Annotated in this window: 17 protein-coding genes, 5 tRNA genes and 1 riboswitch; of the genes, 6 read left to right on the top strand and 16 right to left on the bottom strand. The window is 49.2% G+C overall.

Annotation, left to right across the window (positions count from 1 at the left end; genetic code table 11):
* Positions 1-27: 27 nt before the first annotated feature.
* Genes BLW33_RS02910 through BLW33_RS02880 form a run of 7 tightly spaced genes read right to left on the bottom strand, consistent with a single transcriptional unit; the run spans position 28 to position 13,359 of the window.
* Complete coding sequence (locus BLW33_RS02910) at positions 28-4,131, bottom strand: PolC-type DNA polymerase III (RefSeq protein ID WP_090304866.1); 4,104 nt, start codon at positions 4,129-4,131, stop codon at positions 28-30.
* An 11-nt stretch (positions 4,132-4,142) separates the two neighbouring features.
* Positions 4,143-5,207, bottom strand: coding sequence for a flavodoxin-dependent (E)-4-hydroxy-3-methylbut-2-enyl-diphosphate synthase (gene ispG / locus BLW33_RS02905; protein WP_090304864.1), 1,065 nt, complete (start codon positions 5,205-5,207; stop codon positions 4,143-4,145).
* A gap of 8 nt (positions 5,208-5,215) precedes the next feature.
* Positions 5,216-6,010 (bottom strand): M50 family metallopeptidase, encoded by a 795-nt coding sequence (locus BLW33_RS02900; protein ID WP_090304862.1) that lies wholly within the window; start codon positions 6,008-6,010, stop codon positions 5,216-5,218.
* A 32-nt stretch (positions 6,011-6,042) separates the two neighbouring features.
* Positions 6,043-6,846, bottom strand: coding sequence for a phosphatidate cytidylyltransferase (locus tag BLW33_RS02895; protein WP_090304860.1), 804 nt, complete (start codon positions 6,844-6,846; stop codon positions 6,043-6,045).
* A gap of 1 nt (position 6,847) precedes the next feature.
* Positions 6,848-7,564 (bottom strand): isoprenyl transferase, encoded by a 717-nt coding sequence (locus BLW33_RS02890; RefSeq protein ID WP_090304859.1) that lies wholly within the window; start codon positions 7,562-7,564, stop codon positions 6,848-6,850.
* Between the two features lie 16 nt (positions 7,565-7,580).
* Complete coding sequence (locus BLW33_RS02885) at positions 7,581-11,813, bottom strand: 2-hydroxyacyl-CoA dehydratase (protein WP_090304857.1); 4,233 nt, start codon at positions 11,811-11,813, stop codon at positions 7,581-7,583.
* Entirely contained in the window at positions 11,806-13,359 is a 1,554-nt protein-coding gene (locus BLW33_RS02880) for an FGGY-family carbohydrate kinase (RefSeq protein WP_090304855.1), read from the bottom strand. The genes BLW33_RS02885 and BLW33_RS02880 overlap by 8 nt, the downstream gene beginning before the upstream one ends.
* Before the next feature lie 169 nt (positions 13,360-13,528).
* On the opposite strand from BLW33_RS02880, the gene BLW33_RS02875 reads away from it, so the two are divergent.
* Together BLW33_RS02875 and BLW33_RS02870 are read left to right on the top strand one after the other, a co-directional pair.
* Entirely contained in the window at positions 13,529-14,359 is an 831-nt protein-coding gene (locus BLW33_RS02875) for a carbon-nitrogen hydrolase family protein (protein ID WP_090304853.1), read from the top strand.
* 1 nt (position 14,360) lies between these two features.
* Positions 14,361-15,032, top strand: coding sequence for a helix-turn-helix domain-containing protein (locus BLW33_RS02870; protein ID WP_090304851.1), 672 nt, complete (start codon positions 14,361-14,363; stop codon positions 15,030-15,032).
* A 124-nt stretch (positions 15,033-15,156) separates the two neighbouring features.
* Here the strand turns inward: BLW33_RS02870 and BLW33_RS02865 are convergent.
* The 4 genes from BLW33_RS02865 to polA all read right to left on the bottom strand — a co-directional run bounded on the left by BLW33_RS02865 (position 15,157) and on the right by polA (position 18,803).
* Positions 15,157-15,231, bottom strand: a tRNA-Gly gene (locus BLW33_RS02865).
* Between the two features lie 140 nt (positions 15,232-15,371).
* Positions 15,372-15,459 (bottom strand) — tRNA-Leu (locus BLW33_RS02860).
* 79 nt (positions 15,460-15,538) lie between these two features.
* A complete protein-coding gene (gene coaE, locus BLW33_RS02855) occupies positions 15,539-16,138 on the bottom strand; it encodes a dephospho-CoA kinase (RefSeq protein WP_176966597.1) in 600 nt (199 codons plus the stop codon).
* Positions 16,139-16,151: 13 nt separating this feature from the next.
* A complete protein-coding gene (gene polA / locus BLW33_RS02850) occupies positions 16,152-18,803 on the bottom strand; it encodes a DNA polymerase I (protein ID WP_090304847.1) in 2,652 nt (883 codons plus the stop codon).
* A 141-nt stretch (positions 18,804-18,944) separates the two neighbouring features.
* Positions 18,945-19,041, top strand: a riboswitch (THF riboswitch).
* Between the two features lie 118 nt (positions 19,042-19,159).
* Here polA and folE point away from each other — a divergent pair.
* From folE to folK, 4 genes are read left to right on the top strand one after another with little or no spacing between them, the layout of a single operon-like run.
* Positions 19,160-19,717, top strand: coding sequence for a GTP cyclohydrolase I FolE (gene folE / locus BLW33_RS02845; protein ID WP_090304845.1), 558 nt, complete (start codon positions 19,160-19,162; stop codon positions 19,715-19,717).
* 5 nt (positions 19,718-19,722) lie between these two features.
* Entirely contained in the window at positions 19,723-20,202 is a 480-nt protein-coding gene (locus BLW33_RS02840) for an HD domain-containing protein (protein WP_090304843.1), read from the top strand.
* A 10-nt stretch (positions 20,203-20,212) separates the two neighbouring features.
* A complete protein-coding gene (gene folP / locus BLW33_RS02835) occupies positions 20,213-21,019 on the top strand; it encodes a dihydropteroate synthase (RefSeq protein ID WP_090304841.1) in 807 nt (268 codons plus the stop codon).
* 12 nt (positions 21,020-21,031) lie between these two features.
* On the top strand, positions 21,032-21,847 hold the full coding sequence (gene folK, locus BLW33_RS02830) for a 2-amino-4-hydroxy-6-hydroxymethyldihydropteridine diphosphokinase (protein WP_090304839.1): 816 nt from the start codon (positions 21,032-21,034) through the stop codon (positions 21,845-21,847).
* Between the two features lie 74 nt (positions 21,848-21,921).
* On the opposite strand, the gene BLW33_RS02825 is transcribed toward folK, so the two are convergent.
* From BLW33_RS02825 to BLW33_RS02805, 5 genes are all read right to left on the bottom strand, one after another.
* Positions 21,922-21,997 (bottom strand) — tRNA-Phe (locus BLW33_RS02825).
* A 10-nt stretch (positions 21,998-22,007) separates the two neighbouring features.
* Positions 22,008-22,084, bottom strand: a tRNA-Ile gene (locus BLW33_RS02820).
* Positions 22,085-22,100: 16 nt separating this feature from the next.
* Positions 22,101-22,177, bottom strand: a tRNA-Pro gene (locus BLW33_RS02815).
* 49 nt (positions 22,178-22,226) lie between these two features.
* On the bottom strand, positions 22,227-24,629 hold the full coding sequence (locus tag BLW33_RS02810) for a cation-translocating P-type ATPase (protein WP_242911577.1): 2,403 nt from the start codon (positions 24,627-24,629) through the stop codon (positions 22,227-22,229).
* Positions 24,630-24,777: 148 nt separating this feature from the next.
* Positions 24,778-25,212 (bottom strand): hypothetical protein, encoded by a 435-nt coding sequence (locus tag BLW33_RS02805; RefSeq protein WP_090304837.1) that lies wholly within the window; start codon positions 25,210-25,212, stop codon positions 24,778-24,780.
* Positions 25,213-25,242: the final 30 nt, after the last annotated feature.

The following is a 25,242-nucleotide window of genomic DNA, read 5'->3' as shown; positions in this document are numbered from 1 at the left end:
CTCAATAACTTAAGAAATTTTGAATTTTTAGCCAAAGCTAAAAAAGGACATCTGGTCCGAATCCGGTAATCCTGCAAAACAGCCAAAGGAATCCAACTTTTCAAGGTTACTCTTATTGACATGGGCCCGATTCTGAAGATCTTCCTTGGACATGAAGGGCTTAATCCGGGCTTCTTCATAAATTTGGACGGCTACCTTTTCCCCCAGGCCATCAATGGCCATCAAGGGGGGCAATAGCTTGCCATCCTCAATGAGGAAATTTTTGTAGTGGGAGCGATAAATATCCACCTTTACAAATTCAAAACCCCGACAATACATTTCCAGGGCCAGCTCCAATGAGGTTAATGAATTGGACTCTTTATTGCTGGCGTTATTCCCCAGAGCCTTAATTTCTGCAATGGTCTTTTTAACGTGTTCCTTACCGCTGGTCATATCCCTCAGATTAAATTCCTTGGCCCGTATACTGAAATAAGTGGCATAATAGGCCAATGGATGATAGACCTTATAATAGGCTATCCGAAAGGCCATCATCACATAAGCCACGGCATGGGCCTTGGGGAACATGTAAGAAATCTTTTGACAGGAATCAATGTACCACTCCGGCACATTAAAGCTGCGCATATAGGCTTCCTCCTCGTCGGTCAGGCCCTTCCCTTTTCGCACATGCTCCATAATTTTAAAGGATTCTTCTGAATCCAGTCCCATGGAAATCAGGCCAAGCATAATATCGTCCCGGGTACAAATAACCTCTTTAATGGAAACCACTTTATTGAGAATCAAGTCCTGGGCATTATTAAGCCAAACATTGGTCCCATGGGACAGCCCAGAAATCCGAACAAGGTCGGCAAAGGCGTTGGGTTTGGCATCCAGCACCATCTGCCGGACGAAGCCCGTTCCAAACTCCGGAACCCCACAGGTTCCCAATGGAATATCGAAATCATCGTCCACTAATCCCAGGGAATCCGTTCCTCTAAAGAGCTTCAGCACATTTTCGTCATCCAAGGGAATACTTTGGGGATCTACTCCGGTAAGGTCCTGAAGCATCCGCAGCATGGTGGGGTCATCATGCCCCAGAATATCCAGCTTCAGCATCCGCCCCTGAATGGAGTGGTAATCAAAATGGGTGGTTAAGGTATCACTGTCCCGATCATCTGCCGGGTGCTGGATGGGGGTAAAATCGTAAATATCCTTATCCCGGGGGACGACCATAACCCCACCAGGATGCTGACCCGTGGTGCGCTTGACCCCTTCACATCCTGAGATCACCCGGCTGATTTCCGCATCGGGCTTGTACTCTCCCTTTTCTTCATAGAAATTCTTGACATAACCATAGGCTGTTTTATCTGCCAGGGTGGCAATGGTACCGGCTCGGTAGACCTTGCCTTCCCCAAAAAGCACCTCGGTATACCGGTGGGCTTCTGCTTGATTTTCCCCGGAGAAGTTCAAGTCGATATCAGGCTCTTTATTTCCCTTGAAACCCAGAAAGGTTTCAAAGGGGATATCGAAGCCGTCTTTTTGCATGGGCGTACCGCATTCTGGACAATTGGCATCGGGAAGGTCCGGGCCATAGCCCACCTTGGTGCTGTCAAAAAACTCATAATGCTTGCAATGGGGACAGATATAATGGGGTGCCAGGGAATTAACCTCCGTAATCCCACAGAGCATGGCCACCAAAGAGGAGCCGACAGACCCCCGGGACCCTACCAAATACCCATCCTCCAGGGAATGGTGCACCAGCTTTTGAGCGATAAGGTAGAGCACCGAATACCCATTGCCAATAATGGAATCCAGCTCCCGCTTTACCCGGCTTTCCACCATCTCCGGCAGGGGATCCCCATAGATTTCATGGGCCTTATCGTAAACCATATTCCGGATATCGTCATCGGAACCTTCAATGACCGGGGGAAAGGTCCCGTCGGGAATGGGCAGTACGGCATCCATGGAATCCGCGATTTTACGGGTATTGGTCACCACGATTTCGTAGGCGGTTTCCGGGTCTAAATAGTCGAATTCATCCAGCATTTCCTGGGTGGAGCGGTAGTACAAGGGTGGCTGCATATCTGCATCCCGATAGCCTTGGCCGGATTGGAGCACCTCCCGGTACAGGGCATCCTCAGGGTCCACAAAATGGACATCCCCGGTAGCCACCACCAGCTTTCCCTTTTCCTTCCCCAGGGCAATGATTTTTTGATTAATTTCGATGAGCTCTTCCCGGGTTCGTCCTTCCTCTCGAATAAGAAAGTCATTATTCCCCAGGGGCTGGACCTCATAGTAATCATAAAAATCTGCCAAAGCATCGATACGGGCTTGCTTTTCGCCATTTTTAAAGGCCAAATAAAGCTCCCCGGCCTCACAGGCCGACCCAACAATCAGGTTTTTTCGATTGGCCGCCAAGAGTGATTTTGGAATTTTCGGTTTGCGATAAAAATATTCCACATGGGCCTTGGAGACAATTTTGTACAAATCCTTGATCCCATCCTGATTTTTAGCATAAATAATGACATGCCGTCCTTGTTCAGTCTTTAAAATCTGCTCATTATTCATGAGCGCATTAAGCTCCGACACCCGATGGCAGCCGGATTTTTCTGCCCGCTCCATGAGTTTGAACATGACCTTTGAAGAACAAATGGCGTCATCCAGCGCCCGATGGTGGTGTCCCATATCGATTTTGAAATAACTGGCCAGCTTTTTGAGGTTATGCTTCCCAATTTCTTTCATGAGGGCCCGGGCCATGGTCAGGGTATCAAAATAGGTGATCGTGTCCTCAATGCCATAGTCCTCCAGGGCACAACGTAAAAACCCCATATCAAAGGCGGCGTTGTGGGCCACTAAAATACGGCCGTCACAAAACTCCAAAAAATCGCGAATGACATCCTCTGCCTCTTCCCCCCCCGACACCATTTGGTCCGTAATTCCCGTAAGCTCAGTAATCTTAGGGGGTATGGGGCGATGGGGATTAATGATTTTAGAAAAGGTTTCAACAATATGCTTGTTCTTAATCTTCGTTGCGGCAATTTCAATGATGACATCTTTCCCGGCGGCCAGACCAGTGGTTTCCAAATCGAAGAAAACAAACTCCCCGGTAAAGGGCTCATCCTGGGGACCATTCGCAATGGATACACCATCATCCACCAAATAACCTTCCACACCGTACAAAACCTTAATCCCATTTTTCTTACTCAGGTTCATCATTTCCGGATAGGCCTGAACCACGCCATGGTCTGTAATCCCGATGGCATCATGCCCAAAATCCTCTGCCTGCTTCATGATCTTATGTACCTTGCTGACGGCGTCCATGGAGCTGTACTGGCTGTGGAGGTGGAGCTCCACCCGTTTTATCTTGGCATCATCGGTACGTATCGGGGCAGTGGCTGGCTCAATATTTCGGGGTTTTAAAAAGATTTGGTTCCTGAAATTATCCAGAGTCAGAGTCCCTTCAATTCGAACCCAGGCATCCTTTTTAAGACTGTCCATCAGTGGCTGCAGACGGTCCTCGGCATCAAATAATTGGCAGCCTACGGAACCAGTTCCATCGGTTACGTTGAAATTAAAGCTGACCCGTCCTCCCCGGACAGACCGATTATCAATGCCGAACACGCACCCGGCGATGCAAAGCTTCTGCCCGACCAGCTGGGTTTGCTTGGAAAAATCAATGGTCGCCAGAGATTCTACGGGAACCCGGATGGGCTTCCCCCAAAGGGCACCACCACTGGCACTCGGTCTGGCTTTGCCATCCTTTCCCACCTTGCCCTTGGGGGAGGACGGTGTTGCCACGGGCTTTTGCTTGGCGATGGCCACATTTTCACTCTGGATAACCTCCAGACGTTTGGCTTTAACCGCCTCAATCTGGTTCTTTCGCTCTTCATCCGCCGTGGTGATGTGGTCCATGAGCTTTAAATCTGGCCCTTGGGATGTTTTCTCAACTGGAATCACCACTGCCACGCTTTTGGCATAATCAAAAATTTGGCAGAGATCCTGCTGGACCGCCACATTGTCACAGGATTTCGGGTTTGCCTTAAAGGTAAATATAATTTCCTGGCTGCCACTGGCCACCTCGATCCGTTCTGGTTCCAGGCTATATTTTTTTAGAACGTCTTGCAGTGCTGCCTGTTTTCCACTCATCGGATTCATCCTGGGCCCTCCTACATTTTTTCAATTTCTTCCATTAATGCGGGGATGATTTCATCCTCCGCCACCGTTTTAAAGACCTGTCCTTTTTTGAACAAAACGCCCTTTCCCTTTCCGCCGGCCACACCAATATCGGCTTCCTTACCCTCTCCAGGGCCGTTCACCACACAGCCCATAACGGCGACCTTTAGGTCCTTATGGACATTTTGCAGCCGATTGTTCATTTCCTGAGCAATGCCAATCAGGTCGATTTCGGTCCGGCCGCAGGTGGGACAGGACACCACCTCTACCATGCCATCCTTCTGTTTAAACAGCCCCATGGAGGATAACAGGTCCTTGGCCACGTAAATTTCTTCCAGAGGGTCCCCGGTTACCGATACCCGGAGGGTATCCCCGATCCCATTTAACAGCAGATACCCCAGTCCCACACCGGTTTTAACGGCGGCGCTGCGCAGTACCCCAGCCTCGGTTACACCGAGATGCAAGGGATAATCGTATTTTTCAGAGAATAGGGCGTAAGCATCAATGGTTAATAAGACATTTGAAGCCTTCATAGATACCACAATATCCTCAAAACCCAAATCCTGGAGGATTTGGATATGTCCCTCGGCGCTTTCCACCATTCCCTGGGCGGTTGGCCCCTGGTATTTATCGAGCAGACGCTTTTCCAGAGACCCAGCATTGACACCGATTCGAATGGGGATTCCCCGATCCTTAGCCGCTGAAACAACCTCCCTTACTTTATTGATATCCCCAATATTCCCTGGGTTGATCCGCAGTTTATCCACCCCATTTTCAATGGCTTTTAAAGCCAGACGGTAATCAAAATGGATATCCGCCACCAGGGGGATGTTGATCTTCGTTTTAATGGCTGACAGGGCATACGCTGCAGCTTCGTCCGGTACCGCCACCCGGGCAATCTCGCACCCCACTGCCGAAAGGGCATTGATTTGGGCGGCTGTCGCCTCTGCATCCCGGGTATCCGTATTCGTCATGGATTGAATCAAAATAGGATTCTCTCCACCGATGGCCCTGCCACCGATGGAAACAATCCTGGTTTTTCTACGATTAATTTTCATTTTCTCACCTATCCCATTATGCGTAAAACATCATTCACTGCAATGACGAGGGCCAGCCCCATCAATGCCATAAAACCGATATAATTAATGGTTGCTGCCTTTTTGGGGTCCAGCTCCTTCCCCGTTATTTTTTCAATGATCAAAATCAATGCCTGTCCACCGTCCAGTGCAGGAAGGGGCAGCAGATTAATCACACCGAGGTTAACTGAAATAAGGGCTGTAAAGGTTAGTAAAGCAGCAAATCCGTATTGATAAAAACTGGAAACCATACCCACCATCCCAATGGGACCAGCAAAATCATTCAGCCCAAGCTGGCCGGTAACGAGCATTCCCAAGCTTTGGAAGATGGTCCCCCCAAAGCTGACGGTTGCCTGAACACCATTTAAAAGTGAAGGGCCAAGTCCAGTTCCCTTGAGTAAAAATACCACCACCAGACAAAGGTAAGCAAAGATAATATTCATGGCTGCCCCGGCCACTAAGATGGCCAGCCGCTGTCCCTTGGACTTATTCTGAAAGCTCCGGGATTCATCCACTTCGATGGGGAGGGATTCTGGCTCCACCTCTTCTTCCTCATCCTCATTCTCTCCATACATGCGGCAAAAGCCGCCGATGGGCAATGCTCGGATGCTAAAACGCGTTTCCTTACCCTGACGGGAAAAGAGAACCGGCCCCATGCCAATGGCAAATTCAATGACATACACGCCTGTTTTCTTGGCAACGATATAATGCCCCCATTCATGGACCACCACCAATATGGAAAGAATCAGCAGGGTGAGGATAACCATTAGTACTGTATTTAACATCAATACCTCCTAAGTTTTAGCACCCCATCTTTTTAAAGATATCCGAAGGTATATATCGCAAAAATATATACAATGGGGATGATAAACAGAATACTATCAAAACGATCCAAAATGCCTCCGTGACCGGGCAGACATTTTCCAAAATCCTTGATGTCCATCTTCCGTTTGAGCATCGATGCCGTTAAATCTCCGCACTGGCCAGCAATAGAGCCCACCACGCCGAGTACGATGTACATATAAATCGGAAGGGTAAAATTAAAATTATACTGAAGAATCAAACCGTAGATCACCATGGCGATGGCGGCAAAAACCACTCCGCCAACAGCCCCGGCCACTGTTTTCTTTGGGCTGATTTTTGGGGCCAGCTTTGTCTTTCCGATGGCCATTCCGGTGAAATAAGCCGCTGTATCGGTGATAAAAGCGATGACAAAAACCATCCAAAGATAGCATCGTCCCGATGGCACCGTATCAAAGAGCAGTAGAAAACCAAACATCATGGGAATATAAACCAGTCCCACAACTGAAGCCATCCCCCGATAAACATCGGCCTTTCCCAAAAACACCTCCGTACAAAAAACGGCAATAAAGCAAACCGCCAACAAGGGCAAAACCATCCCATAATCGAGCTTCATAAAACATAGAATCAGTATTCCCAGAATGAATAGGAAAGGGAAGCGGATTTTACAGTCTAAGCGTCGATTAACCGCCTTGGCATATTCCCACAGACCAATGGACGTGAGCACGACACAGGTTATAAACAGGTAAATCCCTCCAAAATAAAGCATTGCGAATAGCAGGGGTAAGCCCACCACCGCCGTCAAAATCCGTTTTCGCATTTTACTTTACCGCACCGTAACGCCTTTCCCTTTTTTGATATTCCTCAATAACCCTATAAAACGCATCTGAATCAAAATCCGGCCACCAAATATCATCAAAAATAATTTCTGCGTAGGAGTCCTGCCAAAGCAAGAAATTACTCAAGCGTTTTTCACCGCCAGTCCTTAAAATAATATCTGGGTCCGGCAGCCCTGCAGTGTACAGATTGTTGGAGATACAGGCCTCGGTAACCTCCTCTGGAGGGATCCCCTCGGCCATAATAGCTTTAACAGCCCTTAGGATTTCATCCCGTCCACCATAGTTGAGTGCCACATTGAGAATCAGCCCCTCATTCTCGGCGGTGAGCCCACAGGCGTCTGCCGCTGCCTTTTGAACATCTGCAGGAACCCGGCTCATATCTCCAATCATGCGGACCTGGACATGGTTTTCATGGAGCTCTGCAATTTCTTTAATAAAATACTCCACGGCAATCTTCATCAGGCCGTCCACCTCTTCAGGGCTCCGCTTCCAGTTTTCTGTAGAGAAGGCATACACCGTCAGAACCTTTACCCCTAAATCAGAGGCGGTTTTTACCGTGGTATGCAGCGCCTTCATCCCCGCATTGTGTCCAAAGAGACGGGGTCTCAACTTTCTCTTTGCCCAACGTCCATTGCCATCCATAATGATGGCAACATGGGCAGGTATATTCCCCATGTCGATTTTAAAATCCGTTAACATGACATCTCTCCAATCTTTATTCTTCCAAATTTCTTCGGGCCGTCTCCATCATCAGCTTGATCCGATTGATCTGATTGACCTCGGAGTCCCCGGGATCATAATCAATGGGCGCAATATTCGCCTTGGGATAACGTCTACGAATGGGCTTAATCATCCCCTTCCCCATAACATGGTTCGGCAAACACGCAAAGGGCTGAACACAAACAATATTCTCTACCCCATTTTCAATGAGCTCCATCATTTCCGCCGTCAGGAACCAGCCTTCTCCTCCCTGGTTCCCCAGTGCAATGAGCTCCTGGGCCTTTGTCGCCTTTTCCTGGATGGTGGAAGGTCCCCGGTAATGGGTACTCTCATTAAGGGCCCTTTTCATATTTCTTCGGTACTGCTCAATCACCTTGATGGCCAGCTGGCTGCTCCGCTTCCCGGAGAGGGTACCCGAAAGCACATCGTACTTATAAATTGAATTATAACAGCAATAGAGGAAGAAATCCAATAAATCCGGCACCACTACCTCAGCACCTTCCTTTTCCAAGACTTCCACAAGGTTATTATTGGCCGTCGGATGGTATTTCACCAAAATTTCCCCCACGATGGCCACCTTTGGGATATGTCGGCTGATTCGGGGAAGGGCATCGAATTCGGCAATGATCTGCCGCACATTGCGACGGAATACCCGAATACTGGGCTTTGTAACATTGTGCTTAACGATTCGGCGCCATTTTTCGTATAGCGCCATGGTGGACCCGGCATCCCGTTCATAGGGACGTGTTCCATAAATAAGTCGTTGAAACAAATCCCCGTACACCGCAGCAATCATCAGCCGATGGGCCATGCCCACCGTAATCTTAAAGCCGGGATTTTCCTCCAGACCCACTACATTGAGGGAAATAACCGGAATTTGCTCCATTCCCGCTTCCCGCAAGGCCTTCCGGATAAAGCCCACATAATTGGATGCCCGGCAGGGGCCGCCGGTCTGGGTCATCATTACCGAAACGTTATCCAAATCGTATTTTCCGGACTTCAGGGCCGCCATAATCTGTCCCGTTGTCAAAATACTGGGGTAGCAGGCATCGTTATTCACATAACTCAGTCCTGCGTCAACCGCTGCCGCATCCACGCTGGGTAGCACCTCTAAGTTGTAGCCACAGACCTTCATAACATCAGCGATGAAATCAAAATGGATGGGTGACATCTGGGGTGCTAAAATCGTGTGGTTCTTGCGCATTTCCTTGGTAAAGGACATCCGCTTGGGTAAGGGGTGTTCGGGCAGCTTGATATGATTTTTTGCCCGTTCCTCCATGGCTGCCTTTAAGGAGCGCATTCGGATTCGTACAGCCCCCAGGTTATTGACCTCATCGATTTTGATGAGGGTATAAATTCCCCCCTTGCTTTCCAAAAGCTCCTGGGTTTGTTCCGAGGTCACCGCATCCAGGCCGCACCCAAAGGAGGTCAGCTGCACCAGCTCTAAGCAATCATTTTGGGCGACCACCTCCGCCGCCTTATACAGTCGACTATGATATTTCCACTGGTCCAATACGCGGTAATGATCTCCAGCATTGCTTCCAGCCGCCAAATGGGCGATGGAATCCTCGGTGAGGACTGCCAGCCCCAGGGAGGTAATGACATTATCCAGTCCGTGGTTGATTTCTGGGTCGATGTGGTAGGGCCGGCCGGCCAGGACAATCCCCCTTTGATGGTTGCGTTTCAGCCAGGCCAGGGTTTCTTCGCCCTTGCGCTGCATATCCTTCCGAAAGCGTTCCCGCTCTCCATGGGCATGGCGAAGGGCGATGCTCACCTCTTCCTTGGTTGCCCCCTCTTCCCCAAAGATCTCTATCAGCCGTTCTTCCAGCCGTTTATGGTTATCCAGGGCCAGGAAGGGATTGATAAAGGTAATGCCCTCTTCCCCCAAAACATCCATATTATGCTTAATGGTTTCAGGGTAAGACATTACAATAGGGCAATTATACCAATTATCCACCCCTTCAAATTCCTTTTCCTCCAAAGAAATACAGGGATAAAAAATCTTTTTAACCCCACTGTCAATAAGATCCTGGATGTGTCCGTGCACCAACTTTGCCGGGTAGCAAACGGATTCCGAGGGGATGCTGGCCATACCCTTTTCATAGGTCCTCCGGTTAGAATCTCCGGAGAGGATGACCCGGTAGCCCAGGGATGTTAAAAAGATGAACCAGAAGGGATAATTTTCATATTGGTTCAGCACCCGGGGGATGCCGATGACACCCTTGGCGGCCATGGCCGTGGGCAAGGGCTGGTAATCAAAAACTCGTTGGTATTTGTACTTATACAGATTGGGAAGATCGTTTTTCTTATGGCTGACACCAGCCCCGATTTCACATCGGTTTCCAGTAATGTGCCGGGAGCCATCCCCGAAAATATTGACGGTCAGCTGACAATTATTACTGCAGCCACCGCAGCGACGATGTTTGATTGCCACACTGAAGGAATTCAGCGCTTCTCTCCCCAGCAGTGTGGTCGTCTCACCCTGGATGTACCCTTCTCTGGCGATAAGAGCCGCACCAAAGGCACCCATCAGCCCGGCAATATCCGGGCGTACCACCTCTTTATCTGTAATTTTCTCAAAGGCCCGGAGCACCGCGTCATTATTGAAGGTTCCGCCCTGTACGATGATGTTCTCCCCTAAATCTTTAGGGTTATGCACCTTAATTACCTTTTGGAGGGCATTCTTAATGACCGAATAGGACAATCCCGCCGAAATCTCACCGACGCTGGCCCCTTCCTTTTGGGCCTGCTTGACCTTGGAATTCATGAACACTGTACACCGGGTCCCTAAATTAATGGGGGCTTCTGCATCCAGAGCACTTTCCACAAAATCCTCCATGGAAAGATTTAAGGATTTGGCAAAGGTCTCCAAGAAGGATCCACAGCCTGAGGAACAGGCTTCGTTTAAGATGATGCTGTCGATGGTTCCATTGCGGATCTTCATGCACTTCATATCCTGGCCGCCAATATCCAGGATGAAATCCACCTCGGGCTTAAAATACTTGGCTCCCTTATAGTGAGCGATGGTTTCAATCTCCCCGATGTCCACCTTCAGGGCTGTTTGAATAAGACCTTCCCCATAGCCGGTCACCGCCGACTTAGCAATGACAGCCCCCTGGGGCAAATTAGCATAAATATCCAACAGGATTTGTCGGGACTTTTCTAAGGGGTCCCCCTCATTACTGCCGTAAAAGCTGTAAAGCAGCTCCCCGTTTTCTCCAATGAGAACCGTTTTGGTGGTGGTAGAGCCCACATCGATACCTAAAAAGCAGGGTCCTTCGTATGCTGCCAAGTCCCCGCGCACCACCCTGGCCTGGGCATGGCGAGCTTCAAAAGCCTGGCGTTCCCCTGCATCTGCAAATAAGGGCTGAAGGCGATCCACCCCCATATCCTGGACAAAGGTGTTTTCCTTAAGCCGCCTGATAATCTCACCAAAGGAAATGACTCCATTTTTCTCTGACGAGTAAGCGGCTCCCATGGCAACAAAAAGATTGGAATCTTCAGGGAAAATCACCTGGGCCGGGGTCAGCTTCAAGCTTTCAATAAAGCGTTCCCTAAGCTCGGATAAAAAGAAAAGGGGTCCCCCCAGAAAAGCAACATTCCCACGGATGGTATGACCGCAAGCCAGGCCACTGATGGTCTGGTTGACCACAGCCTGGAAAATAGAGGCGGCAATATCCGCTTTTTCAGCCCCTTCATTGAGGAGGGGCTGAATATCCGTCTTTGAAAAAACCCCGCATCGGGATGCAATGGGATAAATGGTGGTGTGGGTCTTTGCCATTTCATTTAAGCCCCCGGCGTCGGTCTTAAGGAGGGTGGCCATTTGGTCGATAAAGGCACCGGTTCCGCCAGCGCAGGTCCCGTTCATCCGCTGCTCAATATTCCCTTCAAAAAAGGTGATTTTAGCATCCTCCCCTCCCAGTTCAATGGCACAGTCTGTCCGGGGAATCTTCTTCTCCACAGCAATGGTCCCGGCGACAACTTCCTGGACAAAGGCAACATCAATCCACTTGGACACCAAGAGTCCTCCAGAACCTGTCACGCTAATGGTCACTGGAACATTACCAATCAAGGTGTACGTTTCCTGCAAAAGCACCGCCATCATCTCTCGAATATTAGACAGATGGCGCCTGTAAGCCTTAAAAATCATCGTGTTTTCTTCATCTAAAACAACCACCTTAATGGTGGTTGATCCCACATCCAATCCGATTTTACATTTCTTAGTCATTTTTCACCTTTGCCATAATGCTCTTTAAGGATTGATATAAGGGTTGGTACCGCTTATAAGCCTTCGCATATACGTCTCTATAAATCTCATCGTACAGCCTCTGTCTTTTGGGGTCTGGACGATATCTCCGGGTTTTCCGAATCATATTGTAACCCGCTTCCCTTAAATCTTCATACCGGCCAAGGGCCACAAATATGGCCATCGCTCCACCGAGCCCTGTAGTCGCTGATGTCTGTACCCGATAGGTCTCTCTTCCAAAAATATCGGCCATTATGCCACAAATGATATCACTTTGGGCGCCACCACCAGATAATCCAATACTTTTAACCCGAGTGCCAGACTTCGCTTCGATCTGTTCGAGCCCCTCCCGCAGGGCATAGCCAATCCCCTCAATGATGGCACGGTAGATATGGTATTTGTTTTGCCCCTCAGTGAGCCCAATAATGGACCCCATGGCTTCTGGCTTGAAGGATTCCATTCCCCAGTAGGGCTGGAGCACCAGGCCTTCAGATCCCGCCGGAATTCTTTCAATCTGCCGGTCCAGAAAGGCTAAAATATCCTCTCCCTGCTCATCACATTGCTGCTTCTCCAGCTGGGCAAAGGTTTCAACAAACCAATTCATCATCCAAAAACCATTATAAACTGTAATTTCCGGATTATAGCTCTTCGGGCCAACCCCTGGAAATGGCGGATAAAAACGAATCAATTCAAAGTAATGATCGGTCGTTATTTCCACTGTCGCCTGGGTTCCCAGGGAAACGCTGGCTGTGTCTGGACCCAGACAGCCCACACCAATGGTTTCACAGCCCTTATCCGTCCCCGACCCAATAACCGGCAGTCCTACTGGCAGCCCGGTTTCCAGGGCGGCTGTTTCTGTGATGCCTCCCAGAGCGGCACAGGAATCCACCAGGGGAACCAGTTTTTCCCGTTCAATGCGGATAATTTGGGTTAAAATATCCTTGGAGCCACTCCATTCCTTTTTCTTAAAGTCAAAGGGGAGGTGCCCGGCAATATCAGACCGGCAATCAATGAGTTTTCCCGTTAATTTTCCGATGAGGTAGCTGGATAACAAAACATAGGCATGGGCTGCCGCCCATTTTTCCGGTTCATTGACTTTTATCCAATGGGCATGGGTCTGAGTGTTAAAGGAATCCACAAAGGGGCCCTTTCCTGCCAAATCAAAAAGGATGCGCCAAAGCTTTGGAATCTCCACAGGCTTATCCAACTTTCGCCGATCCTGCCAGATAATGAAATCCCTTAATGCCTCGCCCTGAGAATCGACAATGGTACCGGTATCCCTCTGGCAAGCCACGGTAATACCCGCCACCCGGGCAAAAAGCGATGGTTCTTCCTTCTTTAAAATACCCAGCACCTGGCATAGATCATCCCAAAACATTTTGGCAGGTGCTTCCACCCATCCCATATTCAGGCTATAATAGCTTTCATACCGCTTTTCAGCCGTTGCCAATTGATTGCCATATGTATCAAAAATAATGCCTCTTAACCCTTTTGTCCCACAATCAATGGTTAATGCCAAATCACTCATGCACAGACCTCTTCTTCTCTTTACTAACTTATAATTATAACAAAAAAAGCCGAGGTTGGGTGCATAATTCCTTAATTTTTAATTCTTGATTGTCGTTTCCGTTTTTTACTTCTCCCTTTCCTTCTTTTTAAAGGATAGGGTATAATACTAATATGAACTGGAGGAAAACATGAAAGCAAAAATCGCCTGTTGTCAAATGACACCCATTAATCATTTGGACACCAATTTAAATACAGCCAAAGCAATGGTTGAAAAAGCTGCTGGACAAGGTGCGGATTTCGTTGTCTTACCAGAAATGTTTGTTTGTCCCTATTGCCATGGCAATTTCAGCCGAGTGGCCGAGCCCATGGAGGGCTATATCTATGGCCAGCTCAGCCAGCTGGCCGCCGATGCCGGGGTCTATCTTTTTGCCGGCAGCGTCCCTGAGCGCGTCGATAAACGCATTTACAATACCTGCTATGTTTTTGATCGGAAGGGATCGTGTATCGGGCATCACCGTAAAATTCATCTTTTCGATGTTTCCATCGAAGGTGGCATCCACTTCCGGGAATCCCGGGTCCTTTCCGCCGGCGATACCATCACTGTCGTCCAAACCGAATTTGGCCCCGTTGGGGTAGCCATCTGTTTTGACCTGCGCTTCCCGGAGCTTTTCCGTATCATGGCGGATCAAGGAGCACAGCTGATGGTGATTCCCGCTGCCTTTAACATGACCACCGGTCCCCTGCACTGGGACTTAACCCTTCGGGCCCGGGCAGTGGATAACCAATGCTATGTGGCGGCCTGTTCCTCTGCCCGGGACACAGAAGCCGAATATTGTGCCTGGGGGCATTCCTCCCTGGTGGACCCATGGGGCCATATTGTCTCGGCCTTGGATGAACATCCGGGTATTCTTTATGAGACCTTAGACTTTGATCTGGTAAAAAAAGTCCGCCAGGAACTTCCCATTCTCTCCTCCCGGCGGACTGATCTTTATGACTGTATCACAAAGGGTGGGCATTGAAATGGCAAAACCTAAAATCAACAAAGCCATCTTCGGCGAGCGGCTAAAGGCCCTAATGGATGCGGCCCAGGAAAACACCTATTCCATGGGTCGGACCTTTAATCTCTCACCCCCCAGCATTTCACGCTATACCCGGGGTGAAATGGCACCTAAAATAACCACCATCCAGCAAATGGCTGCTTACTTTGATGTCAACCCCCAATGGCTCATGGGAGAGCCCGTTAACCGCTATGAGAGTGAAATCATTTTAGAAGACACGGTTTCAGCCGATGCCTACTCCGAGGTTGCCGTGTTTGACTGCATTCGGTACGATATCCCCCTTTTCTCCAACGCCCGCACCGGGGAATCCCTACGTCTTCCCGTGGAGAAGGTGGCTACGTGGGGAGCAGTCTTCGCCTTCCAAATCCCAGATGACAGCATGGCCCCTACACTGCAACAAGGTGCCCAGGCCATCATTCGCCTGGATACCACTTTGAAGCCAGGAACCGCCATGGCTCTCCACATCAACCGAGAGAATCTCATCATTCGTAAGGTTGTCCTACAGGATGATTATGTCATTCTCCAGCCCCATAACCCTGACTACGATGCCCGATGCTGCCATATCAAACGGGATGACATTCACATCATCGGGGAGGTTGTTTATATTCAACATTGTTTAGAAAAATACTTTTAACGAGAATGAATTTCCAAGACAAAAGCCACAGATCCCCTTTGGGGGGGGCAATCTGTGGCTTTTAGTTTTTGAGGTTAATTCAAAGTATTAAAAAAGCCCGATTCAATCGAGCTTGGTTTTTTAATGGAGCGGAAGACGAGATTTGAACTCGCGACCCTCGCCTTGGCAAGGCGATGCTCTACCACTGAGCCACTTCCGCTTAAAAACATTCTTTTTTCTTCGTGCTGACTCTTCAAAAGAGCTAAACTCTCCCACTAAGCGATTCACACCAAATCACAGATTTGGGTTCTCTGCTTATACCACTGAGCCACTTCCGCATATTGCGTGTTTATTTATACATGGTGCGAGGAAAGGGATTCGAACCCTCACAGCCGCATTGGCCACAGGTCCCTCAAACCTGCGTGTCTGCCAGTTCCACCATCCTCGCACTGTTTGTCTCTCTAAAAGAAGACAAGCATTATTATAACCAAAGCATTTCTGAATTGCAAGTACTTTTTTCAAAAAAATCAACAATTTTTCCAGCGCATGACCAACCGTGAAAGCGCCTCTCTCAGAGCCTCTTCATCCCCATCATTGGAAATCAGAAAATCGGCGTACCGCTCTTTATCATCATCTGACATTTGGATGGCGATTTTTTTCCTGGCTTCATCCTCTGCAATGCCATCTCTTTCCATGAGCCGCTGGACCCGCAGGGCAATATCCGTTACCACCAAGGCCACCGAATCCACAAAACGTTCCTGTCTGGCCTCAATTAAAAGGGGGCAGTCATAGACGATCAAATCCATTCCCCTAGCGCGATAATCCGCAATAATATTTTCAACATGGTGCTCAATAATAGGATGGAGAATGCCCTCCAGACGATTTTTTGCCTTGGGATCCTCGCAAATCAAGGCTCCCATTCGTTTGCGGTCCAGCCCCCCCTCGGGCATAAGGTATTCCGATCCAAAGGACTCTGCAATGCGTTCCAGGGCAGCCCCCCCTGGGGCCACCACATCCCGGGAAATCTGATCTGCATCGACAATGGGGATCCCGAACTCCTCTCGAAGAATCCGGGATACAGTGCTTTTACCTGAAGCGATGCCGCCTGTTAAACCAATAACTTTCATGTGCTCTCCTGCTTTACTTGACCTCATACCAAGAATGGCCGCAATGGGCATCCACTGTCAGTGGAACAGACAATACCGCCGCACGCTCCATCTCCTGGATCAAAATGGATAGTACCTGTTCCTGCTCGGATTCCAGAGCATCCACAATCAACTCATCATGAACCTGGAGAATCAGTTTTGCCTTCAGCCCCTCCTGGGCCAAACGGGCAGATACGGTAATCATTGCTTTTTTAATGATATCCGCCGCCGTTCCCTGAATGGGAGTATTCAAGGCCATGCGTTCCCCGGATTGAACCAGCATCCGATTACGGGAGTGGATTTCCGGAAGATAGCGCCGTCTGCCCCACAGGGTTGTCACATAACCCTTCTCTTTAGCTTCCGTCACCACATTTTCCATATACGCTGCCACCTTGGGGTAACGGGCAAAATACGTATCGATATAATCCTGGGCCTCTTTTCGGCTGATGCCCAGCTCCTTCCCAAGACTAAAGGCCTGCTTACCGTAGATCAGCCCAAAGTTTATGGCCTTGGCATGGCCACGCTGCTCTCTGGTAACCCCATCCATGGGCACCCCAAATATTTCTGAAGCCGTACGGGTATGGATATCCTGTTCCTTTTTAAAGGCATCAATCAGATTTTCATCCCCGGAGAGATGGGCCAGGACCCGCAGTTCGATTTGGGAATAGTCCGCGTCCACCAGAATTCGGTCTGGTGCCGAAGGAATGAACACCCGACGGATTTCCCGCCCCAGCTCTGTTTTGACCGGTATGTTCTGTAAATTCGGGTCCGATGAACTCAACCGCCCGGTGGCTGCCACCGTCTGGTTAAAGGTTGAATATACCCTGTGGGTTTCGGGATCGATCAGCTTAATCAGACCCTTGCCGTAGGTTCCATCAAGCTTCGAGAGGGATCGATATTCCAAAATCTTTTCAATGATGGGATGGAAAAGCTTCAGTTCTTCCAATACCTCCACACTGGTAGAATATCCCGTCTTTGTTTTCTTAATCACCGGCAGCTTTAAATTGTCAAAGAGGACCACACCCAGCTGCTTGGTGGAGTTAATGTTAAAGGTCTCCCCTGCCAAATCATAAATCTCCTGGGTGAGCTCCAGAAGCCGCTTTTCAAAAGAATGGGATAATGCCTCTAAAGCCCCAACATCAATGGTAAAGCCTAATTCCTCCATAGAAGCCATAATAGCCAAAAGGGGCAGCTCAATGGTGTCCATTAAGCAGGTCATGCCATCCTCTTCAATTTTTTCAGGCAGAAGCTTCCACAAGCGATATAGAGCGTCACAAAGGCGAATGGTGTAAGGTGCCAACACCCCGACTTCCATGTCCTCTGCGGCTTTCTTGGTTTTACCCTTTCCAAAGAATTCCTCGTCATCCGGTAACGCCTCATCCAAGTACTTAGCCGCCAATGCGGATAAATGATATCGGCTGTCCGAGGGATTCAGCAAATAGCCTCCAATCATGGTATCAAAGGTATAGTTGGGAATACATCCTCCAAAGCGGTTAAAAATATGGGTCAGCTGTTTTAAATCCTGACCGATGATTTCAACATCATCGGCTACAGGAATATCCGCTAAACCGCCGATAAAAGCCTCTACCATGGCCGCATCGGGTAAAAAATAATACTGACTCCCCGCCCGCAGGGCCATCCAGAGGGCATCCCCCTCCTCTAAAGCATAGATAAAGACACGGCTGAATTGATTGATTTGCCCCAGCAGCCCCATAAGGCTGCGCTGATCCTCAACCCGGGTAAAGGGCAGCATATCTCCCTGGTGGTCTGTCAATACGGCATCAGAGCCATCCACCTTTTTAAGGATGGACTTAAACTCTAATTCTGCTAACATTTCCTTGGCACTGTCGGTAAACATCCCGTCAAAGGCCAAATCCTCAATATGTTTTTCCACCGGTGCCATCACACAGATCTCACCTAAAAATCGACTTTCATAGGCCGAGTCCCGGCCATTCAGCAGCTTTTCCTTCTGCTTCCCCTTAAGGTCATCAATATGATCGTACAGACCGTCGATCGTGTGATAAGCCTTGATAAGCTTTATGGCTGTTTTTTCACCAATTCCAGCTACCCCGGGGATATTGTCTGAGGGGTCCCCCATGAGGGCCTTCACATCAATGAGCTCTAGTGGGGTCACCCCGTAACGCTCCATGATATAATCGGCATCCACTGTGGTGAATTGGTTGCCGCTGCGGGTGGTGGTATATAAAATAGAAATCCGATCGTCCACCAGCTGGAAGGAATCCTTATCCCCAGTAATAATGAAGGTATCCGCCTCCTGGCGTTCCCCCTCCTTTGCTAGGGTCCCGATAATATCGTCGGCCTCGTATCCTGAAAGCTCCAGAATGGGCACCTCCATTTTCCGAAGGAGCTCTTTTAACAAAACGAACTGAGATCCCAAATCCTCGGGCATTTTATCCCGCCCTGCTTTATAATCAGCATATTTTTTATGACGGAAGGTGGGAGCTTTCAAATCAAAGGCGACACCGAAATAATCCGGACGGTATTCCTGTTCAATTTTTACCAGGACCCCGACAAAGCCATAAATGGCATTGGTGGGCACCCCCTTTGCTGTCGTCATTTCCCGAATACCATAAAACATCCGGTATAAAAGGCTATTCCCATCGATTAAGATACTTTTTTTCCTCATGTATGCTCCTCCCGCTTGTATTAATTCCTATTATAACAAATTTTTTTAATTATGATAGAAAATAATTCCCTGAAAAATAAAAAAGAAAATTTAATGGATTGATCTGCCCAATCGTGCTATACTGTTTCCAAATAAATAATATGCAAAATAGGATTTCGTGCGTCAAGTGTTCAACGGATGGGGAGTTGCCGTCGAAACGAAAAGTATGTCTTACGATACGAAATCCGCACCCATTGCTACACACAGATGATAACCATCTCGATTGTAAAGGGAAATGAATTATTATTTATTCAAAGACTTATACAACGGGATGTTTTTTTGTACCTGACATTCCGAAATTTAAGGAGGTATAAGAAATGATGGATTCTGTGAAAATTAAAGAAGGTGTCCGGCTCATGCTGGAAGGCATCGGCGAGGACATCAACCGGGAAGGTCTGCTTCAGACCCCAGACCGCATTGCCCGGATGTGCGAACAAATTTACGGCGGACTCACCGAGGACCCGGCAGTCCACTTGAGCACCCAATTTCAGGCAACCAATAACAACATGGTTATCGAAAAGGATATTACCTTTTACTCTGTTTGCGAACACCACCTTCTCCCCTTTTACGGCAAAGCCCACGTGGCCTATATCCCAGACGGCAAGGTTGCCGGTCTGAGTAAGCTGGCCCGAACCGTCGAGGTTTTTGCCAGGCGGCCTCAAATCCAGGAAAACATGACAGCCCAGATTGCAGAGGCACTGGAAACCCACCTGCACCCCAAGGGTGTCATGGTTGTGCTGGAAGCCGAGCATCTGTGTATGACCATGCGAGGCGTCCAAAAGCCCGGCGCCCAAACCGTCACCACCATGGTCCGGGGTGTTTTTGCCGAGGACTACTCCCTTCAGCAAACCTTTCTGCAAATGGTCCGGGGATAATGACGATGAACCGGATCGAAAAAGTCCGCTGCCACCCCCTGTACAGAGAGCAATACCGCCTTTTACAGACCGCAGAAGCCGAGCGTATTTTTTGCCGACATACCCTGGAGCATTTTTTAGATGTTGCGCGATTAATGGTGATTTATAATTTAGAGGAGGGCACCGGCCTGTCGAAGGAACACCTTTACGCCACCGCCCTTCTCCACGATATCGGCCGCTACGAGGAGCTTACCCAGGGGACACCCCACCATGAAGCCAGCGCGAAGCTCGCCGGCCTTATTCTAAAGGATTGTCGCTTTTCTTCCCCCGAAATCGCCGCAATTCAAGGGGCAATCCGCCATCACCGGGACGCCGACGGTACGGATACCCCCTTATCTAAATATCTCTATCGGGCAGATAAAACCTCTCGCTGCTGCTTTGCCTGCCCGGCTATAAAGGACTGTCACTGGCCAGACAGCAAAAAAAACCTCACCTTGACCTTATAGGAGGCAGATAATGATTATTGGTAACCGAAAATTTGACACAGAAAACCACACCTACATTATGGGTATCCTGAATGTCACCCCGGATTCCTTTTCCGATGGCGGCCAGTTTAACAGCCTGGATGCTGCCCTTGTTCACACCGCAGAAATGATCCATCAGGGGGCAGACATCATCGATATCGGCGGTGAGTCCACCCGGCCAGGCCATCAGAAAATTTCTGATTCTGAAGAAATCGATCGAATCACCCCCATCATCACCGCAGTTAAATCCCGATTCGATATCCCCATCTCCATCGACACCTACAAAGGCCCTGTGGCGGAAGCCGCCCTCCAGGCCGGTGCCGACCTGGTCAATGATATTTGGGGATTTAAAGCCGATCCCACCATTGCCAAAATTACCTTCGCCCATGGCGCCGCCTGCTGCCTCATGCACAATCGTCATAAAGCGGAATACAACGACTTCCTTAAGGATATGGTAACGGATCTTTTAGAATCCGTTACCCTGGCCCAGGCCGCTGGTATTCCTAAGACCAATATCATGGTGGATCCTGGTGTTGGCTTTGGAAAAACCCAGGATCAAAACCTTGCTGCCATCAACCATCTGGATGCCCTCAAGGTCCTGGGTCTTCCCATTCTTTTAGGCACCTCCAGAAAGTCCGTCATTGGCAATACCCTGCACCTCCCATCCGATGAACGGGTAGAGGGAACCCTGGCCACCACCGTCATCGGGTTGCTGAGGGGCTGTGCCTTCGTCCGGGTCCATGATGTGCTGGAAAACAAACGGATCATTCAAATGACCCAGGCCATTCTGGCCCGGTAAAAGGAGGCATTTATGGATAAAATACGGATTAAGAAATTAGAGGTTTTTGCCAAGCATGGCGTTTTCCCTGAAGAAAATGTTCTCGGCCAAAAATTCGTCATTTCCGCAACGCTGCACGTCAACACGCGACAGGCCGGCTGCACCGACGATTTGGCCCAATCCATTAATTACGGAGAAGTCTGCCAGTTCATCAAGGCCCTCACCGAAGACAATGTCTTTAAGCTCCTTGAAACCCTAGCTGAGAAGTTGGCCCAAGGGCTGCTCCTTCAATTCCCTAAAATTGCCAAAATCGATATCCTCATTGAAAAGCCCTGGGCCCCCATCGGCCTCCCCTTAGAGACCGCATCCGTGGAAATCAGCCGGGGTTGGCATACCGCCTACATCGCCCTGGGCTCCAATATGGGTGATAAAAAAGATCATCTGGACACCGCCGTAAAGACCCTGAATTCCCGGGAGGATTCCAGCGTCACGGCCATCTCGGATTACCTGGTGACCCCACCCTACGGCGTCCTCAATCAGGATGACTTTTTAAATGGTGCCCTGGCCCTGCACACTCTCCTCCCCCCCGAGGAGCTCCTGGATGTCCTCCAGGGCATAGAGGCCAACGCCCATCGTGAGCGGATAATCCGCTGGGGCCCCCGCACACTGGACCTGGATATCCTCCTTTACGACGATTTAGTCCTGGATACCCCGACCCTCCATATTCCTCATATTGAAATGCACCGCCGGGATTTCGTGCTGATTCCCCTGGCCCAAATTGCTCCCTGGGTACGGCATCCGGTGTTGGGTGAGACGGTGGAGGCGTTGTGCAAGCAGGTTACTCCCTAATTTTTCAAAAAACCCCAAAAGCCAGACTGATCACTTATCAGTCTGGCTTTTTCTCTCAATATTTTATCTGAAAATGGTGCCCAGAGGCGGAATCGAACCACCGACACGGGGATTTTCAGTCCCCTGCTCTACCGACTGAGCTATCTGGGCAAAAGCAAAATGGTGGGCCTTCAGGGACTTGAACCCAGGACCTACCGGTTATGAGCCGGCCGCTCTAACCAACTGAGCTAAAGGCCCCCCCTAAATTAAAAAATGGTCGAGGTGAAAGGATTCGAACCTTCGGCCCCCTGGTCCCAAACCAGGTGCGCTACCAAACTGCGCTACACCTCGACAGCCGCTCTTAGCGACTCGATAATAATAACAAATATTCCCTTCCCCGTCAAGCGCTTTTATCGTTTCTTTGGAATATTTTCCGATTTTTTTTATTTTTTCCATACCATTGGTCCAGCCATCCCACAAACAGACGCATTAAAAGCATAACGGGATAAGTCAGAAGCATCAGTGGTACTAAAACAAGGAGCATTGGCAACGACATCTCCGGCACCGGCATAATGGAGAAAAACCATGGGAAGAAACACAGTGCTAAAACAAATAGGAACACCATTCCCAGAAAAAGAACAATCCGTTTTTTGTCCAGAGGCTGGCATACGGCGTATAAAATGACAAGCCCAACGGTCCCACATAAAATCGTCGCAATGGATGAAATCTGGGCACTGGAGAAATGCATGAGTCCCCCAATCCAAACCACCACCCCAATGGTCAAGGCATCCGTCAATGCCCCCGGCAGCGCCTTTCGCAGCACATTTTGCAAAAATCCCCCGGAAACAATGGCGTGGTTGGGCTCTAGAGCCAGAAAAAAGGATGGAATCCCGATGGTCACCGTACTAATCAAGGTCAGCTGAATGGGGACAAAGGGGTATAAATCATTGGATAAAATAACCAACAGAGCCAAAATCAGTGAAAAACCCGTTTTCACCAGAAATAAAGAGGATGCCCGGGTAATATTATTAATGACACGCCGCCCCTCAGCCAATACCTGGGTCAGGCTGGCAAAATTAGAATCTAAAAGCACCAGCTGGGCAACCTGCTTCGTCGCATCGCTGCCACTGGCCATGGCAATGCTGCAATCCGCATCCCGAAGGGCCAAAACATCGTTCACTCCATCCCCAGTCATGGCAACCGTGTGTCCCTCTGCCTTCAAGGCATCCACTAAAACCTTCTTTTGCTCCGGGCTTACCCGTCCAAATACCGTATATTCCGTGGCGGCCTTGGCCACCGCCGCCTCATCCGAAAGCGTCGATGCATCCACAAAATGCGCGTATCCGTTAAGTCCAGCACGATGGGCTACCTCTGACACCGTCACTGGATTATCCCCGGAAATCACCTTAATTTCCACACCCTGATCGGCAAAATACTCCAGGGTCTCCCGGGCTTCCGGCCGGATTTTATCCCCAATCACTAATAGGGCCATCACCGTCAGCCCCTCCGGCAGACCAGCATCCCCATTAAAGGCCAAATCAGAATGACAGAGCACCAACACCCGATAGCCGAGTGCCGCCTGGGCTTCCACCCGCTCTTTCACCTCGGCATATCGTTCTTTTAGAACAAATTCCGGCGCCCCCATAACATAGGAACCGTGGTCTTCAAAGGATACCCCACTGTATTTTCGAGCGGAGGAAAAGGGGACGATCTGGGTCGCTTTCCAATCCGGAGCCTTCCCCTTCAAGCTCTTTTGAAGGGCCACAAAGGTCGGATTATCATCTGATAAATTGGCGATGAGAGCCTTTAAGGCCCGGGAGGTCTCCTGACTGTCCCCCAAAACATCCATGGTCTTTAATTCCATAGAACCTTCAGTAATGGTCCCGGTTTTATCCAGGCAGAGTACATCCACCCGGGCAAGGGTCTCAATGCAATACAGCTCCTGGACCAGGGTGCGGTACCGACTCAATCGGATAACCCCCACCGCCAACGCAATACTGGTCAGAAGCACCAATCCCTCGGGAATCATCCCCACCAGCGCCGCCACCGTCGTCGTCACCGACTGTTGAATGTCCAGGCCCTGGACCTGTAAGGACAGAAAGAGCAAAGCAATTCCCACCGGAACAATGATAATCCCCACAAATTGAGTAATCCGCTTCAATGCCCGCATAATATCGGAATTGGGCTTGCGCAGGGTTCGGACATCCTCCGCCAATTTGGTGGCATAGTTATCCTTCCCCACCCGAATTACCTGGACCCGGGCCGTACCCGACACCACAAAGCTGCCAGAAAGCACGGTATCCCCGGATTTCTTCATAATGGCATCCGCCTCACCCGTCAGCAATGACTCATCCACTTCCATTTCACCGCTCACCAGAATAGCATCCGCCGGAATCTGGTTCCCTGCCTTAAGCTCCACCAAATCACCCAGGACGATTTCCTCCAACGCAATGGTGTCAAGATGACCACACCGGATTACATGGGCCTTAGGCTCCGATAACAGGGAGATTTTATCGACCGTTCTTTTGGCACGAATTTCCTGGACAATACCGATCACGGTATTCATTACAATTATATTGATGAAAAGGGCATTTTTGTAAGACCCCACACTAATGACCATTATCGCCAGAATCACGTTCAATAGGTTAAAAAGGGTGCAGGTATTATCCCGAATAATCTGAGACACTGATTTTGTCTTCGATTCCGGCTGGACATTCGTCTTCCCCTCTGCCTTTAGCCGCTCAACCTCTGGCGTGTCCAACCCCTTTTGCGCATATTCCATGTGCTGTGTTCTTTCCATCATTCCTATTCTCGCCTTTCGTCTTGTGTTTGAAGAAATATGGTATCATCTAAAGCTTAAGGATAGCATGTCATCAATTTGGAAGAATTCAAAAAAAGAAGCGGTAGCATCATTGCCCACCGCTACGACTCCAGTACAACCCAAAATACTGCTATGATAGTGCACAACCTTCGCAACCCAATATTTCATCACAATTTTTCTCAAAGTATGTTTTCGCATAAGTATATGCTTTTTTCAAAATAAATCCCTCAAGAGAATTTACTTTAAATAAACACATTTCAGACTGAGCCCGTTGATAAAGGGATGCGCTGATTCTTTCCCTGCTTTCAGATTGTGCCATTGTCTTTTGTTTTTCGCTATTATAGACCAAAATAAAGTGTATGTTCTCGCGGCAAAAAGCAATGTCCGGAATAACGCCCAAATCGACAAGCCGAGGATGCCCTGCATTGCCCGGTCGATTTGTGCACCCCTGGCGGAATGGATCACATCCTCCGTGAGACTGGCCGTGCAAGTGGGACTCTGTGGCCGGAATATACATACTCTCCCCAGTCCCTATTATGTTACTCAAATTAACATATTTTCCCATTCTCCCACAAGTTCCCAAATCCACTCCAAA

It is taken from the genome of Eubacterium aggregans (assembly GCF_900107815.1).
In the GTDB taxonomy this organism is placed as follows: domain Bacteria; phylum Bacillota; class Clostridia; order Eubacteriales; family Eubacteriaceae; genus Eubacterium_O; species Eubacterium_O aggregans.
Note: the sequence above shows the minus strand (reverse complement) of the source record. Positions and strands in the feature narration are given on the sequence as shown.

Excerpts from the sequence above, each read along its gene's own strand:
- BLW33_RS02910 (WP_090304866.1), bottom strand. The coding sequence starts at position 4,131 with ATGAATCCGATGAGTGGAAAACAGGCAGCACTGCAAGACGTTCTAAAA.
- ispG (WP_090304864.1), bottom strand. The coding sequence starts at position 5,207 with ATGAAAATTAATCGTAGAAAAACCAGGATTGTTTCCATCGGTGGCAGG.
- BLW33_RS02900 (WP_090304862.1), bottom strand. The coding sequence starts at position 6,010 with ATGTTAAATACAGTACTAATGGTTATCCTCACCCTGCTGATTCTTTCC.
- BLW33_RS02895 (WP_090304860.1), bottom strand. The coding sequence starts at position 6,846 with ATGCGAAAACGGATTTTGACGGCGGTGGTGGGCTTACCCCTGCTATTC.
- BLW33_RS02890 (WP_090304859.1), bottom strand. The coding sequence starts at position 7,564 with ATGTTAACGGATTTTAAAATCGACATGGGGAATATACCTGCCCATGTT.
- BLW33_RS02885 (WP_090304857.1), bottom strand. The coding sequence starts at position 11,813 with ATGACTAAGAAATGTAAAATCGGATTGGATGTGGGATCAACCACCATT.
- BLW33_RS02880 (WP_090304855.1), bottom strand. The coding sequence starts at position 13,359 with ATGAGTGATTTGGCATTAACCATTGATTGTGGGACAAAAGGGTTAAGA.
- BLW33_RS02875 (WP_090304853.1), top strand. The coding sequence starts at position 13,529 with ATGAAAGCAAAAATCGCCTGTTGTCAAATGACACCCATTAATCATTTG.
- BLW33_RS02870 (WP_090304851.1), top strand. The coding sequence starts at position 14,361 with ATGGCAAAACCTAAAATCAACAAAGCCATCTTCGGCGAGCGGCTAAAG.
- coaE (WP_176966597.1), bottom strand. The coding sequence starts at position 16,138 with ATGAAAGTTATTGGTTTAACAGGCGGCATCGCTTCAGGTAAAAGCACT.
- polA (WP_090304847.1), bottom strand. The coding sequence starts at position 18,803 with ATGAGGAAAAAAAGTATCTTAATCGATGGGAATAGCCTTTTATACCGG.
- folE (WP_090304845.1), top strand. The coding sequence starts at position 19,160 with ATGATGGATTCTGTGAAAATTAAAGAAGGTGTCCGGCTCATGCTGGAA.
- BLW33_RS02840 (WP_090304843.1), top strand. The coding sequence starts at position 19,723 with ATGAACCGGATCGAAAAAGTCCGCTGCCACCCCCTGTACAGAGAGCAA.
- folP (WP_090304841.1), top strand. The coding sequence starts at position 20,213 with ATGATTATTGGTAACCGAAAATTTGACACAGAAAACCACACCTACATT.
- folK (WP_090304839.1), top strand. The coding sequence starts at position 21,032 with ATGGATAAAATACGGATTAAGAAATTAGAGGTTTTTGCCAAGCATGGC.
- BLW33_RS02810 (WP_242911577.1), bottom strand. The coding sequence starts at position 24,629 with ATGATGGAAAGAACACAGCACATGGAATATGCGCAAAAGGGGTTGGAC.
- BLW33_RS02805 (WP_090304837.1), bottom strand. The coding sequence starts at position 25,212 with ATGGGAAAATATGTTAATTTGAGTAACATAATAGGGACTGGGGAGAGT.